We start from the raw sequence: 14,728 nt of genomic DNA on the forward strand, positions 1-14,728 counted from the left end.
TAACAGTAATTCAAGATTCTATGACTGCAAATGTATGCGGAATAATAAATCAATAAAATAATCCATCAATGAAAACCACCAAAACAATTTAAAGATGTTATTTTATTGACATTCAGCATATTAAATAAGTCAATTATTTTAAATTGACTTATTCAGGAAATAAAATGATCACAAAAATTTAATATTCGATAATATGGTGAAGCTTCAACACAGGCTATGGGCTATGGAAGGTATGCCAAAAATAAAAGTCCAAATAAGATATTGGACTTTTATAATATTGTAATTTCTAAATGGCACAAGGTCATTTATATCTTGAACTTTTAAACCGTCATTAATCTATGGATCATACAACATTCTTTTGAATAAGTCTCCATAAGTTAAATTACATTTGTCTCTGGTATCCTTTTCAGAATACAATGAACGGTTTTTATTTAATAAGTTACTGCAGCAGGTGTATTCTGAGGAGAAGCTACAGAACCTCCCAAAGAATTATAAAATCCGTACCCTGCTCCATACACCGTACCATCTCCTGAGGCTGGGTTTTCCTCCGTTACAATTAAATTCCACAGATAATTCATTGAAACTTGCTTAAATCTTATATTAGCTGGTAAAATAGTGGATAAGGCCATTTTCTTAAAGGTATTTGTAGCATTATTATTACCTGTACCCAACACGCTTGCTCCTAAAGCCGCACCGCTGGCATAAACAGACAAATTGGTTACAACAGTAGATCCGTCAAGGCCACAATCTATATCAACGATTTGCTCTGTTCCATTTGTAAGCATTTCACCAATAACCACTTGCGTAGGAGGTAAATTAACACCTGTACCCAGTCCTACTGCACTTGCCAAATTACCAAAGCCAAAAATCTTATTCTTGCTGGTAAGAACCATTCCTCCTCCGTCATCCAGAGAAACTTTTATAATTTTCTCTCCACTTTCCAAAGGGAATGAAGGGGTAGCATCTACAGGAACGGATAATACTCCGGCAGGCGAGCTTATTGCAAGATTTCTACTGTTAGTATCATTGTATCCCCAAACATACATTTTACCATCTGAAGTGATCGCCGCATTGGCTCCCAACGAGTAATCAATGGTAAAATCTACCACGGTAACTCCTGTATTCTGCTTTAAAGTATTAAAAAAAGGAAGGACAGAAAATGTATTGGTACGATCTGTATTGACCCCTAATCCTGTTCTATAGTTTGTATTTAATCCGGCTGAATACAGCAATCCCTGGTCAGATAGCATAAGGGTGTGATATCCGTATTTTCCGGTCTTCACTTTTGACGCCTTAACTCCCTGAGGAAGGGGTATTTTAGTTGGGATCGATATCGGACTATAGGGATACATCCCCTCAGCAATCGTTAAATAGTCAAGTCCGTATTTCGAATACGTGTTATTTCCCCACGCCCATAATTCTCCATTCTTTAAAACAGCAATTCCTCCTACCACACCTGCAGAAATATCAACAGCTTCTTTTGCCAGCAATATACTTGGCTTGTACGGGCCATCCGATTTTCCCAATGATCTTTCCAAAGAATATCCCATTCCATATATATACCCATCGTCTTTACCAATATAATACATATTCCATAAAGATCCTGCTGCCACTTTTTTCGCTTTAATCGGGATACCGGAGTTTCCTCCCGCCAGTATCTGATTAACAATATTGCTGACTCCTCCTTTATCAACAAGGCAACTACTCCACTTGTCTGATGTTTTAATTCTGAGACATTGCTGTAAGGAATCATATACAACTGTGGCTTCTATAGGAGCACTTCCGTCAGGCGTAGTGGTAGCATCCGCGGCGTCAACTACAGGCACTACCAGACCTAGTTTTTTGTCTGTGTTTTTCAAATGCAACAGTCCTTCGGGATTTCCTGTATTTATTCCCACCTGGCTGAATAGCTGATAAGGAACAATAATCATAAGTACAAAGATGAATGATATAATTTTTTTCATTATTTGTTTTGTTTTTGTTTTGTTGTTTTTTTGTGAATTTTAATTTAAGCTCTTGTATTGATTGATTAAAGGGAGGTGGTCGTGATAGCTCTCCTTTTTCTTCTGCAAACCATTTTTGTACTGTCTGCCCAGTACCATTATCTGTAATTTTCATCATTTCGTTTTTTCACACTACTTCTTTGTATAAAAAATTATAGTTTTTTTCAGAAGCGCAAACGGTTTATTATTCAATTTCCCTAGTAGGTATGGGAACACAAAAAGAATTAACAATAATTCATTTTTCACAATATTTTAACATATTATTCACACGATAAAATCATTTTTAATTAAAGAATTAAAGTAAATAATTCATTTTAAAGAAATGTTTATATATTTGCATCATCAAATAAAAATAAGTTAATGCTTTACCAGGGTTAATTAAACTATTTATTTTTCAGTTGCAAATGTATATGGAATAGTAAATCAATAAAATAATCCATAAATGAAATTCACAAAATAATTTAAATACATTATTCCATTGAAATTCAACATATTAAATAAACCAATTGCTTTAAAATAACTTATTTGAGAAATAAAATGACTACACAAAACTTAACAACTAATAATATAGAAAGGCTGAAACGGAAATTAGTAGACAGATATATATTACTTATGGTTTTTTTATTAGTTGTTTATACCTTAATCTTTAACTTCTTTATATATGACAGAATATTGGTCATTTATTTATTGGGGGGAATAATTTTCCTGTCTTACACTTATCTGATTGTCCGAAAGAAATATTCTGTCAATTTTATTGTACACGCCTATTTAACGTTAGCTCCACTCTATAGCATATATACCATACTTTATTTTTGGGAAAGTTCCGTAGTAAGTTTATGCTGGCTGATCCCAATACCTTTAGGAGCGAATATTTTCTTTTCAAAAAAAGAAGTTTTATTTTATACAGGATATTTGCTGCTTCTGATTTTTGCCGTTTATCTTATTGCCAATACCTTTTCATTTAATGCTCAGAAACACACCCAATCACAAATTATATTTTGCGATGTAGTATTAATTACCTCGAACATTCTGATCGTGTGCTTATTGGTATACTATAAAGACTTGATCAGAAAGAAAGAAATATTATTACATCTGGAAGAAAATAATATGGATATCACCAAACAAAAAGAACAGAGAAATGATGCTAATGTAGTCTCCGGTAATACTCTTGACCTGGAATTTTTTGAAAGCCTTTTCAGCCGGATTGATGAAAGTATGGAGCAGAATTTATTTTTCAAGGATAGTAAATTCAATCTTTCTTCTTTAAGTGCGGCACTACATGTGAATCACTACTATATTTCCAAGGCAATTCATCACAAGGGATATCCTAATTTCAATACATATATTAATACTTACAGAGTAAACTATGTGAAAAAACTATTAGATGAGGCAGATCTTCAGAAAACAACATTAATGTATATCTATACCAATGCCGGCTTTTCGAATCAGTCCACATTCAATCGTGTTTTTAAGCAGATAGAAGGCATTACCCCCTCTGAATATATCCAGAAAAAACGGGATACAGCTTCTTTAGATGAGCTGTAATAAAAATAACCATCAATACGCCGTCCTTATCCTTACTTTTCGAAGTAAGGATTTTTTGTTCCTGAACAAAATTCTATGAATAGTTCCATACCGGATATCCGGAAATTTTATGGATGTTTGGTTTGTCGATTTCCATACAAGTCAACATGCGAGCCAATATTTAAATGTTTTTTTTAAAATGATTTATTTAACACGCTCTATATGAATGAATAAGAATATTACAACCTGTTTTAATCATTTCATTTAAGAACAAATTCTTTGATTTAACAAACCGCATAAATTTGCAGATAAGAAACACACACTCATAATGGGCTTTATAACAGTCTGATAAGATTAGATAAATTTTTTAAGACCGGAGAACTTTTTTCCTGATCATATGGCTCATGCCTGTTCACTTAAAAACTTTTAAAATGATGAACGCAATAGAAGAATTATTACACATGTATATATATGGTGTTTTAGAGTACTTAATTATTTCAGCTACTTTTTATTTGATATGCTATATATTGTATAAAAAAGCTTTAAACGAAGCTAAGATTCAAAAGCGGGAAGTAAAGAATAAGGAAATAAAGAGAGAAATAGCAAATTCCCTCCTGTCTACCTTTGTAATGTCTGCTCTTATTTTTCTTATCATCCATACGGACCTGGTAAAATATACAAAATGGTATGTTGATATCAATCAGTACCCGCTTTGGTGGTTGCCTGCCGGATTTCTTTTAGGGGTGCTGCTGCATGATACCTACTTTTACTGGCTGCATAGACTTCTTCATATTAAAAGCATTTTTAAATATGCGCATGTTGTGCATCACCGTTCAACCAACCCTACTCCTTTCACTTCGTATTCTTTTCATTTTTTTGAAGCTTTAGGCGAAGGATTTATCATACCCATTTTGTTGTTTCTTATCCCCTTTCATCCCATCAGCCTTTTTTTCTTTATTGTCTTATCATTAACTATTAATGTTTATGGGCATTTAGGCTATGAAATTGCACCCAAGTGGTTTAGAAATACGCCTCTATTTCAAATCATGGCTTCATCTACCTATCATAATTTACATCATAGCAGATTTAAAGGTAATTATGGACTTTATTTCAGGTTTTGGGATAAAATATTAGGAACTGAAAACAGGAATTATGAGTCTATTTATGATGAAATACAAAAAAAGAGATTTAGTAAAAATAAAGAAAATCATAATAATGGAATTCTTGATAAGTATACACATTCATAAGCCAATAATATATTTTTTACAGACAATGTTTTGCCTATAGCAACTCATTCTTTATGATTTTTTGATAAAATCTACTTTAACTTTACATTCATTCTATTTTACTCCGGTGCAGATTTATACGATTATTCGGGTATGGCATCGGAGGTTTTTTTTGGACATGGATTTTCAAATTTATTCCAATCTCTTTTTAATACCTCTGAAAGATTCCGGTCTGGCCCTGAAGCAGGATCCGGACTTATAGCGAACAAAGATAAAAAAGTTAAATCTTTTCAAATTGAGCAGGACGAATGAGGAGAATATAGTATGAAACCGTGCTACGAGTAATAATTTCCCCTTTCCTATTTATTTTAACCCAATTGCAGAATGAAAAGATTTTACAAATATGTATAATGAAAAAAAAACTTTATGAAAATTAATAACAGAAATTTTATAAAAAAATGGAGCCTGGGAATAATTATGTTTGTATTCGCTTGCTTTTTGTTCACTTCTTTTTATATAATTCTGAATATCCCCTATCGTAAGACAATAATTTTGATACTTGGTTTGATCGCTTTTGTTGGTTTGCTTATGATGAAGGAAATGAAGTTCAGTGAAATTGAAAATTCCGGAGAAGTACTGTCTATAAATACACAGCATTTTTTTAAAATTTTGAAATTTTACCCTCCAATTGAAATACCCGTAATGTGTATAAAGAAAATTGATATATTTAAGTTTGGATTAAAATACATTATAGTGATCAGCCTTATTACCGATAAGAATAAAACAAAAGTTATAAACTATTCACTGGTAGGAATACATCGAAGTCAATTCGAAAAGCTAAAATCAACTTTCAAAGAAAATAAAATGTTTGAAATATTCTGATATACTGTTTATCCATTACCAATGCTTTAAATTGGTAATTCTTCTATACCTTTTATAATCCGATTTTTATACCTTTTTTATATGTATTTATCCTGTATAGGCCATCTCTTTTTTGAATGTTTCCATCACTCTACAACTTATTTTTTAATATCAACAAACCTTTCTGATTACTGATAAAGGGCTAACCGCATATTAATATAAATGATTTTCAAAAAAACAGCTCTTATAAGCTATTGTTTTACAAGCATTAAGCCAATTTAAAACATTTTATTGATTCTCATTCATAGATAATTTTATTGATTTATTAAATCGCATACTTTTGTCCCATCTTTAAAATACTAAAGCCAGTTAACCAATAAAACAGGAATTATCTTAACAAAGCCAAGACTTAAATTAAATAATTGATGATATTATTTCAAATGAATTCACAGGCTGTTAAGATACATACGATTCTATAAACACAAGTTTCGTTGATGTAAAGAAAATAAGAGTTAAGTTATTTTTCTTTATTAAATCCTTCGATGCAGCATTCCCTCTTAAATATTTTTTTAAAGTCTGCATCGAGGTCTTTTTTTACCGGCTCAAAATTTATCTGAAAGAAATGAAGAGCTAAAGATTAAAAAAAATTTATTTGCGATGTCTTTATAGAACAAAAATAAGGTGTATAATTTAGTAATAGCCTGAATATGGATTTTAAGAATATAAATATAGGTAGACTTATACAAAAAAGGGTAGATGATCTTGGAATCAGCAGCACACGCGTATGCGCATTCATGAAATGTAATGAAAAGGATATTGATACTATTTATGGCAGTAATACTATTGATGCTGAATCACTCCTCAGATGGAGTAAATTATTAGAATATGATTTTTTCAGAATATATAGCCAGCATTTGATTCTTTACGCTCCCTCATCTCTGAAAACAGAGGTAACTAAAAATAGCAGTCTCCCACAGTTTCGTAAAAATATTTATACTAAGGAATTAATCGATTTTATCTTGGAACTCATTAATACCGGACAAAAAACAAAAAATCAGGTGATACACGAGTATCGCATTCCAAAAACAACTTTATACAAATGGATCAGCAAGAATAATGTAACCTAGATTCGCTGCATTTTTCATGTTACAGGGTCAGCCCATGATTATTTTTTACTTCAGCCATTACGAAAGTACTGTGTGTGCTGCCAATAGAGTCCACTGAGCCTAATTTATTAAACACGAAATCCTGATAGTGCTTCATATCCCGGACCTGAACCTTCAGCAGAAAATCAAAATCACCTGAAATATTGTAGCATTCCGCAACTTCTTCAATCTCCATAATTTCTTTTACGAAATCATAGCCTACAGACCTGTCATGGATCTTTAATCTGATCTGGCAAAAGACTGTAAATCCACGGTTCAGCTTTTCAGCATCAAGCACAGCGGAATATCTTTTAATATATCCTTCCTGCTCAAGGTTTTTTACCCTTTCAAAAACGGGTGAAGGTGAAAGATTAACTTCTTTTGCCAGTTCCTTTACCGTTAATTTTGCATTTTTTTGAAGCAGCCTGAGCAACTGTATATCTTTATCGTCGAGATGTTCCACAGAATATTAATTTTTTAATTTTTAAAATCTATCAAATTTACAGAATTATATTCTTTCAAATACAATTATAAAAGTTTAAATATCCGAAATAATCAGCCTAAATCATCAGTATATTCTGTCTGATTAATTGTACACAAAATTATTTTTTGTCAACGGTAATGGCATTGATAAAGCATATGGTTTTCTCTTATCCGTATCCTGTCAGATGAGTATTTGATTAAGCACACTTTTAAAGCATCCTAAAATAAACTCCGTATAGTATAACTGCGCATCTAAAGCCTGGGTTTTCTGATGAAGCTCGATGCGTTTGGAAAGCACAATCTCTCCTTTATAGCTAAATGAGCAAAATGAAAAAACTTTAAATCCTGAGTTCCTTACAGAGGTAGCATACCCGGTAGAGGCAATTCCCCAATCCGTTTCGAATGATGCGGCCACCTTTACAGCCATCGTATCTGCCATATGTTGCGTTTCAAAACCATTTTCCATAACTTCAATCCGGTTAATATCTAAAAATTTAATTTTTTCCGGAACTGTAAAGGTGGTTATACCTCCTTTGTAAAATAAGCCTGCATTAGGCATTTGAGAAAAAGCCAGCTGTATCAATCCTGAAGTTACGCTTTCTGATATAGAGACCGTTTCGTTCACTGTAATGAGTGAAGTGCTGATATATTCAAGTAAATTTTGCTGGAATTGCATGATATCTGTTTTTTGAGGTTATCTGAAAAACGTTATAAAATCCTTCTTCTACGTTATTGAAATCAGCTTTCAGATAACGTCATAATCGCCCAATGCCGTTGCAAAATAATGTTCAATCGTGTCTTTGGCATTTTTGCACATCTGTAAGAGGTCTTCCCTGGCCGTATCTTCAAAAATGAAATCATCCTGAACCTCAATAATAAACTCGGTCACCTTTTCGGTGTTCATTAGATCGTAGGTCATCAGATCATTCAGATTATCCAGCCTGCATTCTTCATTAAAAAATGGAATCTTACGGGAAATGGAATCTTTAAACTGAAAAAGATGTATTGTTTTCATAAATTGGGTATTTTGTGTTCAGTAAATCCGCTTTTGCTTTAAAAAGCCCTATCGCGTCATATTATGTAAAAATTATCTTTCTTTAAAAAAAAGAAATGCAAATCAAATGATCAGCTCAGATACAGAATGGCTAAAAAAGGACAGAGACCATTGGTTTCTATCCCTCTAATTGAGTATTCTTAAAGGTTAATTACCTTTTCATGGTTGGTGCCTGTATGATGTATCTGTATTTTTTTATTATCTGATCTGCATCTTTACACGTATTTCAATACAAAGATGATTGTTTCCGTAGACAATAAGGTATATATATTGATAATAATCTTACATATATCACACCTTTTATAAATCTTCTAGATTTCCAAGGCGTTTTTGCTTCAGCTGCTTATAGAATGAAGGCGAAAGTCCGGTGATTTTTTTAAACTGGTTAGAGAGATGGGCAACACTGCTGTAGTTCAGTTTATAAGAGATCTCCGTAAGATTAAGCTCATCATACAGTAATAATTCTTTTACCTTCTCCACTTTATTGATAATGATAAAATGCTGCAGGGTCATCCCTTTAACTTCAGAAAAGGTATTGGCCAGATAAGTATAGTCATAGCCCAGTTTCTCACTTACGTAATCTGAAAAATTCTCCTTAGGCAGAGCATCTGAATAATGGATCATTTCTATGACTACATTCTTTATTTTTTCGATCAGGATGCTTTTTTTATCATCTAATATTTCAAGTCCCGTTTTAAGTAAATTTTCTTTCAGGGTTTGTCTTTGTCCGGTACTGATATCATCCAATAATTCTACGGTACCCAGGTCTACAACAGCATTTTTAATGCCCAGCCTTTCCAGTTCCTGGTGGACAACCATTTTGCAACGCAAACTTACCATATATTTTATATACAACTTCATCCCCCTTACTTTATATCCCTGTTAATTATTTCATTAACAGTTATTTATTCAAAGTTACTCTATTAAATGGAAATATCTATGATTTATACAACAAATTAAAAGACTATTACAAAACTTTCCTTTTTTAATGACCGAGATTTACAGTTAATAAAAAATATTTTACAATGTCAAAAGAAAAAGACGGAAAAAAGAAGTCGGATAAAACTCCACCTGCAAAATCTGCAAAAGAGAAACGGGAAGATAAAATAAACAAACGAAGAGACAGGGAAAGTGAGGCCCGAAATACCAGTAACTAAAATGGTATCCATAAAAAAAGAAGGAATTATACTCAGGAAAACTGCTTTAGACTTTGAAAGTGAAGGTGTTTTAAATCCTGCTGTCATTCTTGATAACGGAAAGATACATTTGTTTTACAGAGCTCTGGCAAAGAATAATTTCTCCAGTATCGGACATTGTATATTATCAGATTACCGGACTATAGAAATCCGGTCTGAAAGTCCGGTTCTCATTCCGGAGTTTGAATACGAAAAGCATGGGGTGGAAGACCCGAGGATCGTGAAAATCGACCACTTATTCTACCTTACCTACACCAGCTATGACGGCATCAATGCATTGGGTACATTAGCGATATCAGAAGATCTGAAATCATGGAAAAAACTAGGTATTATTGTCCCGAGAATTCCTTATAAAAAATTTAAGCTTTTAGCAGAATCTCAGGGTACAATAGCAGAAAAATACAGACGGTTCAATAAGCTGCCGGCCCCCCACCCAAAAGATAAAGATGTCTTTCTATGGGATAAAAATGTGATTTTTTTCCCCAGAAAAATCAAAGGAAAGTTCTATTTCCTCCATCGTATAAGACCTGATATTCAAATTGCCTGTATAGAAAATATTGAGGACCTGAATCCTGATTTTTGGAAAGATTATTTTCTGCATTTTAAAGATCACATTCTGCTATCCCCCAAATATGACCATGAATTGAGCTATATCGGAGGCGGATGCCCTCCTGTAGAAACTGAGCATGGATGGCTCATGATATATCATGGCGTTCATGATACCGTTGAGGGATATGTATACAGCGCATGTGCAGCCTTACTGGAACTTGATCATCCGGAAAATGAAATCTCAAGATTGCCTTATCCCCTTTTCAAGCCTGAGGAAAAATGGGAGCTGAAGGGAGAGGTTGACAATGTGTGCTTCCCGACAGGAACTGTCGTAGAGAACGACACACTCCATATTTATTACGGAGCTGCAGACAAAAGAATTGCTGTTGCCTCTTTAAGCATCCCGGAATTATTGAAAGAATTACTGCATTACACATCATAGCTGATCATTCAGTTAGAAGTGCCAGGCTTCAAAATAAAATCAACATGAATAAAAATATAAATTCAGACGTGGAGGAAAAGCCCAAAAGACGATCTGCCCAGAATAAAAAAAACACAACTTATTATAGACCTGAAATTGTCTTTATCAGTACTTTTCCTCCTAAAGTGTGCGGTATTGCAACGTATTGCCAGGACCTGATAAGATCCCTTCAGCTAAAGTTCAGAGAATCATTTAAGATCATCATTTGCCCGATGGAAACTGAAGACGAACATTATCAATATACAGAAAAGATTGAATATAGCTTAAATACATCTGACGCAATTTCTTATCTGGAACTGGCTGACAAGATCAATAAAAATGATAATATCCAACTTGTTATGCTCCAGCACGAGTTCGGTTTTTTCAACGAAGCCAAAAACGGATTGTCACTTTTTCTCAGAAATTTAAAGAAAGATATAATTGTTACTTTCCATACAGTTCTGCCCCAACCGGATCCGGAATTAAAAGAAAAGGTAAAAGAAATCAGCAGCTTCTCTCAATCTATTATTGTGATGACCGGTATTTCTGCGGATATCCTGTCCAATGATTATGATATTCCATCTGAGAAAATTAAAGTGATACCCCATGGTACCCATTTATTGCCATTTATCGACAAAATTTCACTGAAAACAAAATACGGATTGAAAGATAAAAAGGTACTTTCAACATTCGGTTTATTAGGTTCCGGGAAAAATATTGAAACAACCTTAGAAGCATTGCCTGAAATTATTGCCCAGAATCCGGACGTGATGTTTCTGATCATTGGAAAAACACATCCCGGCATCATAAAGCATGAAGGTGAAAAATACCGGGATCATTTGGAGAAAACCATTGAAAGGCTTCATTTGGAGGAACATACCTGTTTCATCAACCAGTATTTGCCTTTAGATGAGTTATTGGATTATCTGCAGCTTACGAATATCTATCTTTTTACTTCAAAAGACAGGAATCAGGCTGTAAGCGGTACCTTTTCCTATGCCATCAGCTGTGGGTGTCCTATTGTTTCTACTCCTATCCCGCATGCCCTAGAAGTACTGAAAGAAGATATGGGAATTATTATTGATTTTGAAGCGCCGGAACAGCTTGCAGCAGCAGTGAACAGGCTACTGAAAAATGAAAGTGTCCAGGAGCAGTTACGGTCGAAAAACTTAGAAAAAATGGCACCGACAGCGTGGGAAAATTCTTCTATTTTACACGCTTTGTTATTTCAGCAATACACCAAAAATAAAACAGAATTGAAATATACCTTACCTACAGTCAATCTTAGTCATATCAAAAACATGACGACAGATTTTGGAATGATCCAGTTTTCTAAAATCAACAGACCTGATATAGATTCAGGGTATACTCTGGATGATAATGCCCGTGCTATGATTGTGGCCTGCAGACATTATGAGCTAAGCAGAGATGAATCGGACCTTGAGCTGATCTCAACGTACCTGAATGTAATTAAATTTTGCCAGCAATCAGACGGAAGCTTTCTTAATTATGTGGATCAGCAAAAGAAATTTGCCCAGCAGAATTATGAAACCAACCTTGAGGATTCCAACGGGAGGGCCATCTGGGCGTTAGGCTATTTGCTTTCAATAAAAGAGATCTTACCTCAACCATTTTATGATGAAGCAGACTCAATCATTGGGAAAAGCCTTTCATCTATAGAGAAAATTCACTCTACCAGGGCGATGGCTTTTATCATAAAGGGATTACATTATCAGGACTCTGAAAGCAATATTCCTTTATTAAAGAAACTGGCCAACCGGCTGGTAAAAATGTATCAGCATGAAAAGCATAATGACTGGCATTGGTTTGAAAGTTACCTGACCTATGGCAACAGCTTACTGCCGGAAGCTTTATTATGTGCATGGATCACCACTAAGGACGATGTATATAAACAAATCGCTGATGAATCTTTCCGGTTTCTGCTTTCTAAAATATTTGCGGAAGGAAGTATCAAGGTAATATCCAACAAAGGATGGCTGCAAAAAGAAATCATTAAAGATCCTGAAACGATTGGCGGAGAGCAGCCCATTGATGTTGCCTACACGATCCTGGCATTATCCGCATTCTACAAAGTTTTTAAGGATGAAAAATACCTGGAGATGATGAAAGATTCCTTTAATTGGTTTTTGGGAAAGAATCATTTACATCAGATAATATACAACCCGGCAACAGGCGGCTGCTATGACGGGCTTGAGGAAAAAGATGTTAATCTCAATCAGGGGGCGGAATCCACCGTCAGCTATCTGATGGCAAGACTTTGCTTTCCTGAATAACAATTTTTACTGTTTTTCATCCCTCAATAACATCCAGCTTCCCTACCCAATTTAAAAAAACATCGTATCCCAAACTCAGGTTATTTATGGTACTATCGTAATAAAAAGATAAATTAAAAATATGGCGATAAGTACAATCCCCTGCATGATATTGGTTCTGCCGGTTGCCAGCGAAACGGTAATGATAAAAAGCGATAGTCCAAGAAGTATGGTTGATTTGATATCTATTCCTAATGTCATTCTTATGCCGGTCATTACAGATATGATGGCAATAGCGGGAATGCTCAGCCCAATACTTGCCAGAGCAGAACCGAAAGCCAGGTTTAATGAGGTCTGGATCTGATCACTTTTTGCAGCCCTGAATGCTGCCAATCCTTCCGGAAGGAGGACGATCCCGGCAATAATGATACCTACCAGGGACCTTGGAGCCCCTACTGAAACCACCACATGCTCCACATCCTTTGAAAGAAGCTTTGCCAATAAAACGACCACTCCCAGACATAAGATCAACAGGACACAGCTGATATACAGTTCTTTTTTTGAAGATTTTTCATGATCATCCTGTGCAGACTGGTTTCCGGGCAGCTTGTTTTGCGGAGAAATAAAAAAGTTCCGGTGCCTGATCGTCTGAATCATTGTAAAGCCCAGGTAAAGCCCCAAAGAAATCAATGCGATAAAAAGCAGCTGAAAGGAAGTATATTCACCGCCGAGATTACTTACCGTATAATTGGGCAGGATCAGCACAAAAATAACGACAGAGGTAAGCGTGATCAATGCAGTGCTCACTCCCTGCAGTGTAAAGCTTTGTTCCCGGTACCTTAAAGAGCCTATCACAATACAGCTTCCGATGATTCCGTTAAGGATAATCATCACTGCTGCAAAAACCGTATCTCTGGCAAGGGTAATCGTTTCCAGACCTTTGGCTCCCATCATGATGGAAATGATCAGCCCAACTTCTATTACCGTGATGGCAAATGCAAGGAGTAACGTTCCGAAAGGCTCACCCAGGCGATGGGCAATAACCTCGGAATGGTAAACTGCTGCAAGAACGCTTCCCATCAGGAATAAAGCAAGGAGCACAGAATAATAGCCTGAAGCAAAAACAGGGTATCCAAAGTAAGAGAGCCATGCCAGAATAGGAACCAGAAATGTCCACATCCATAAATATTTTTTTGTATTCATAAAAACAGTAATAATTTTTTGTACGGTTGAATTATCCTTTAGAGAAAGTCAACAGGTTTATATTTCCTTTTTTTAAACAACTCCGGTTACCGGTTTTAAGCTGTTCAGAGATACTATATTGGAAATATCAGATCATGAAAAGAAGTAATACGCCAGAACCCGGAGCCTCCAATTGGCAGTTCAAAGCAGTAATGTAGCAAGATACGATTTATCAATCACTTATTTAGAATTATATCCTATTATTTAACATGAATTCAGATTAGAAAATTAATAAAAACGGGATAAAACGGGAAAAGAGAATGATCAACATTTTTCCTCTTCTGCTGTTTCATTAAACCACAGAACTTTTCCCTCTCTTTATCTACAGCCTGATATCAGAAACAAAATAACCCTGAAGATCTGCAAAAGTGTGATATGTGCAACATTAAAATACTAATCTGTAATACAATAGATAATAAAATAACCAACTTTGTATAGTAGCAATTAAGTTACACCAAAATCCACATTATGGACACAAACCACAACAAAGATGACAAATCTTTCAAGATTCCGGGAAACTGGAATGTACAGTCAAAGCAGCTGAAAGAAAAATTCTCAACATTAACGGATTACGACCTGAAGCTTGAAGAAGGTAAGGAAAAGGAAATGCTTGAAAGAATTGGCAACAGACTAAGAAAAAACCGTGAAGAGGTTCTCAGTATTATAAAAGAAATTAATCTTTCATAAACTTTGCAGATATACAGCTACAATC

General features: G+C 34.7%; 14 protein-coding genes. 8 read left to right on the forward strand and 6 right to left on the reverse strand.

Features of this window, described 5'->3' with window-relative positions; genetic code table 11:
* Positions 1 to 431: 431 nt before the first annotated feature.
* Complete coding sequence (locus AC4IF5_RS03605) at positions 432 to 1,964, reverse strand: RCC1 domain-containing protein (protein WP_490731752.1); 1,533 nt, start codon at positions 1,962 to 1,964, stop codon at positions 432 to 434.
* A gap of 651 nt (positions 1,965 to 2,615) precedes the next feature.
* On the opposite strand from AC4IF5_RS03605, the gene AC4IF5_RS03610 reads away from it, so the two are divergent.
* From AC4IF5_RS03610 to AC4IF5_RS03625, 4 genes are all read left to right on the forward strand, one after another.
* Positions 2,616 to 3,548: a helix-turn-helix domain-containing protein gene (locus AC4IF5_RS03610; protein WP_490731754.1), complete on the forward strand. Its 933-nt coding sequence runs from the start codon at positions 2,616 to 2,618 to the stop codon at positions 3,546 to 3,548.
* Positions 3,549 to 3,958: 410 nt separating this feature from the next.
* The gene (locus AC4IF5_RS03615) at positions 3,959 to 4,774 is read left to right on the forward strand and encodes a sterol desaturase family protein (RefSeq protein WP_490731755.1); all 816 of its coding nucleotides are present in this window, start codon (positions 3,959 to 3,961) and stop codon (positions 4,772 to 4,774) included.
* A 405-nt stretch (positions 4,775 to 5,179) separates the two neighbouring features.
* The gene (locus tag AC4IF5_RS03620; RefSeq protein WP_490731756.1) at positions 5,180 to 5,635 is read left to right on the forward strand and encodes a hypothetical protein; all 456 of its coding nucleotides are present in this window, start codon (positions 5,180 to 5,182) and stop codon (positions 5,633 to 5,635) included.
* Between the two features lie 686 nt (positions 5,636 to 6,321).
* Positions 6,322 to 6,741 (forward strand): transposase, encoded by a 420-nt coding sequence (locus AC4IF5_RS03625; protein WP_490731758.1) that lies wholly within the window; start codon positions 6,322 to 6,324, stop codon positions 6,739 to 6,741.
* Positions 6,742 to 6,760: 19 nt separating this feature from the next.
* Here the strand turns inward: AC4IF5_RS03625 and AC4IF5_RS03630 are convergent, their stop codons facing one another.
* The 4 genes from AC4IF5_RS03630 to AC4IF5_RS03645 all read right to left on the reverse strand — a co-directional run bounded on the left by AC4IF5_RS03630 (position 6,761) and on the right by AC4IF5_RS03645 (position 9,157).
* Positions 6,761 to 7,222: an Lrp/AsnC family transcriptional regulator gene (locus AC4IF5_RS03630; RefSeq protein ID WP_490731760.1), complete on the reverse strand. Its 462-nt coding sequence runs from the start codon at positions 7,220 to 7,222 to the stop codon at positions 6,761 to 6,763.
* 201 nt (positions 7,223 to 7,423) lie between these two features.
* On the reverse strand, positions 7,424 to 7,918 hold the full coding sequence (locus AC4IF5_RS03635) for a CinA family protein (protein WP_490731762.1): 495 nt from the start codon (positions 7,916 to 7,918) through the stop codon (positions 7,424 to 7,426).
* A 69-nt stretch (positions 7,919 to 7,987) separates the two neighbouring features.
* Positions 7,988 to 8,257: a heme oxygenase gene (locus AC4IF5_RS03640; protein WP_490731764.1), complete on the reverse strand. Its 270-nt coding sequence runs from the start codon at positions 8,255 to 8,257 to the stop codon at positions 7,988 to 7,990.
* 339 nt (positions 8,258 to 8,596) lie between these two features.
* Complete coding sequence (locus AC4IF5_RS03645) at positions 8,597 to 9,157, reverse strand: helix-turn-helix domain-containing protein (RefSeq protein ID WP_490731765.1); 561 nt, start codon at positions 9,155 to 9,157, stop codon at positions 8,597 to 8,599.
* 164 nt (positions 9,158 to 9,321) lie between these two features.
* Between AC4IF5_RS03645 and AC4IF5_RS03650 the strand changes: the two genes are divergently transcribed.
* From AC4IF5_RS03650 to AC4IF5_RS03660, 3 genes are read left to right on the forward strand one after another with little or no spacing between them, the layout of a single operon-like run.
* Positions 9,322 to 9,453 (forward strand): hypothetical protein, encoded by a 132-nt coding sequence (locus AC4IF5_RS03650; protein WP_490731767.1) that lies wholly within the window; start codon positions 9,322 to 9,324, stop codon positions 9,451 to 9,453.
* A 1-nt stretch (position 9,454) separates the two neighbouring features.
* Positions 9,455 to 10,483 carry a glycoside hydrolase family 130 protein gene (locus AC4IF5_RS03655; RefSeq protein ID WP_490731769.1) on the forward strand — a complete coding sequence of 343 codons (1,029 nt, stop codon included), beginning with the start codon at positions 9,455 to 9,457 and terminating at the stop codon, positions 10,481 to 10,483.
* A 44-nt stretch (positions 10,484 to 10,527) separates the two neighbouring features.
* Positions 10,528 to 12,795: a glycosyltransferase gene (locus AC4IF5_RS03660; protein WP_490731772.1), complete on the forward strand. Its 2,268-nt coding sequence runs from the start codon at positions 10,528 to 10,530 to the stop codon at positions 12,793 to 12,795.
* A gap of 84 nt (positions 12,796 to 12,879) precedes the next feature.
* Here AC4IF5_RS03660 and AC4IF5_RS03665 read toward each other — a convergent pair whose 3' ends face one another.
* The gene (locus AC4IF5_RS03665) at positions 12,880 to 13,977 is read right to left on the reverse strand and encodes a calcium:cation antiporter (RefSeq protein WP_490731773.1); all 1,098 of its coding nucleotides are present in this window, start codon (positions 13,975 to 13,977) and stop codon (positions 12,880 to 12,882) included.
* Positions 13,978 to 14,484: 507 nt separating this feature from the next.
* Here AC4IF5_RS03665 and AC4IF5_RS03670 point away from each other — a divergent pair.
* Entirely contained in the window at positions 14,485 to 14,703 is a 219-nt protein-coding gene (locus AC4IF5_RS03670; protein WP_490731775.1) for a hypothetical protein, read from the forward strand.
* Positions 14,704 to 14,728 lie beyond the last annotated feature (25 nt).

It is taken from the genome of Chryseobacterium sp. UF-290, from assembly GCF_058245615.1.

Coding starts and splice junctions, on each gene's coding strand:
- AC4IF5_RS03605 (WP_490731752.1), bottom strand. CDS start 1,964: ATGAAAAAAATTATATCATTCATCTTTGTACTTATGATTATTGTTCCT.
- AC4IF5_RS03610 (WP_490731754.1), top strand. CDS start 2,616: ATGGTTTTTTTATTAGTTGTTTATACCTTAATCTTTAACTTCTTTATA.
- AC4IF5_RS03615 (WP_490731755.1), top strand. CDS start 3,959: ATGATGAACGCAATAGAAGAATTATTACACATGTATATATATGGTGTT.
- AC4IF5_RS03620 (WP_490731756.1), top strand. CDS start 5,180: ATGAAAATTAATAACAGAAATTTTATAAAAAAATGGAGCCTGGGAATA.
- AC4IF5_RS03625 (WP_490731758.1), top strand. CDS start 6,322: ATGGATTTTAAGAATATAAATATAGGTAGACTTATACAAAAAAGGGTA.
- AC4IF5_RS03635 (WP_490731762.1), bottom strand. CDS start 7,918: ATGCAATTCCAGCAAAATTTACTTGAATATATCAGCACTTCACTCATT.
- AC4IF5_RS03640 (WP_490731764.1), bottom strand. CDS start 8,257: ATGAAAACAATACATCTTTTTCAGTTTAAAGATTCCATTTCCCGTAAG.
- AC4IF5_RS03645 (WP_490731765.1), bottom strand. CDS start 9,157: ATGAAGTTGTATATAAAATATATGGTAAGTTTGCGTTGCAAAATGGTT.
- AC4IF5_RS03650 (WP_490731767.1), top strand. CDS start 9,322: ATGTCAAAAGAAAAAGACGGAAAAAAGAAGTCGGATAAAACTCCACCT.
- AC4IF5_RS03655 (WP_490731769.1), top strand. CDS start 9,455: ATGGTATCCATAAAAAAAGAAGGAATTATACTCAGGAAAACTGCTTTA.
- AC4IF5_RS03660 (WP_490731772.1), top strand. CDS start 10,528: ATGAATAAAAATATAAATTCAGACGTGGAGGAAAAGCCCAAAAGACGA.
- AC4IF5_RS03665 (WP_490731773.1), bottom strand. CDS start 13,977: ATGAATACAAAAAAATATTTATGGATGTGGACATTTCTGGTTCCTATT.
- AC4IF5_RS03670 (WP_490731775.1), top strand. CDS start 14,485: ATGGACACAAACCACAACAAAGATGACAAATCTTTCAAGATTCCGGGA.